The organism is Nitrobacter sp. 62-13 (assembly GCF_001896955.1).
Classification (GTDB): Bacteria; Pseudomonadota; Alphaproteobacteria; order Rhizobiales; family Xanthobacteraceae; genus Nitrobacter.
In genome coordinates this window covers 3,332-4,730 of the sequence record NZ_MKRN01000213.1, presented here as the reverse complement: position 1 = coordinate 4,730, position 1,399 = coordinate 3,332, and the positions used below count along the sequence as shown (strand labels likewise).

Annotated in this window: 1 protein-coding gene; it reads left to right on the top strand. The window is 61.8% G+C overall.

The window, feature by feature from the left end:
* Positions 1-298 precede the first annotated feature (298 nt).
* On the top strand, positions 299-1,399 hold a 1,101-nt coding region (locus tag BGN91_RS17560), incomplete at its 3' end, for an MFS transporter (protein ID WP_292615342.1).

Below are 1,399 nucleotides of genomic sequence, written 5' to 3'. Positions count from 1 at the left end.
AGCAACCGCCGCGGGCATCACTGCCAAGGTTGGCGGAGACTGCGTCGAAGTTCTTCGCGGCGCAGCGCGTCTATGATCGCCTGCAACGCGATCGATGTCAGGCAGTTGAGTTTTGCTCATCGCGCCACGAGCGTAACGCGTTTGCCTCCGCGCTGCGACGAGCGCTGACTTCCAACAGCACGGACAGGCCTCCCAGCGAGCTTTATCGCGAATTCGCCGGGGGTCGAGTCCCTGAAGGAGGTCAGGCCCAATGAGCATATCGACAGCAAGAACCCCATCGACCGGCTTTACCATCCCCGTGATCATTCTGGTCGTTGCAGCGTCGACAATCCTGTCGATCAGCATGGGAATTCGTCAGAGCCTCGGCCTCTTTCTTCCGCCGATCAATGCCGAACTGGGCGTGTCCGCGTCAGCCTTCGGCTTCGCTCTCGCTCTGCAAAGCCTCATATGGGGCATTAGCCAACCAATCATCGGTGCCCTCGGCGACCGGTTCGGCGCGCGGCCGGTCGTAATTGGCTGCGCCATCATCTACGCGCTTGGCCTTCTGCTGATGGCGTGCGGTCAGCCGGTCCTCGGCCTCAATGCTGGAGCAGGACTGATGGTTGGCATCGGCATCGCCGGCACTGGCTTCGGCGTCCTCTTCGGAGCGGTGGCGCGGGTGGTTCCCGCCGAGCGGCGTGTACAGACGCTGGGCATCGTTTCAGCCGCTGGTTCGCTCGCCACGCTGCTGATCGCCCCGCTTGGGCAATACCTCATCGCAAACAGCGGCTGGCGCACCGGTGCGATCGCTTTCGTGCTGGTGGCACTCGTCATGGCGATTCTCGGTGTGCTGATGGGGCCAAAGCCTGCAGACGTCAAAACGGAGGCGGACCAGCCGGGATCGAACATCCGCGAATCCTTGATCGCGGCAGCAAGACATCCCGGCTTCATCGCGATGACAATCGCCTTCTTCGCCTGCGGCTTCCAGCTCATGTATATCACCGTGCACCTGCCGGCCTTTCTCGCCTTTTGCGGTGTGCCGCCGACAGTCAGCGCAACGGCACTCGGCGTGATCGGCCTTGGAAATGCCGTGGGGTCGTTGCTGGCAGGCTATCTCGGTTCGAGATACAGCCAGAAGCGGTTGCTCGCGCTCGCCTATCTCATGCGGACCATCACGATAATCTGCTTCGTCGCCCTGCCGGTGACGCCGACCTCAACGATCGTGTTCGCAGCCACGATGGGTGTCCTGTGGCTTGGCGTCGTGCCCCTAGTGAGCGGTCTGATCGTGCGGCTGTTTGGTTTGCAGCACTTCAACACGCTCTTCGGCTTCGCCTTCTTCAGCCATCAGGTGAGCGCTTTCATCGGCTCATGGCTCGGCGGATTGAGCGTTCATATGACCGGATCGTATACGGTGGCCTGG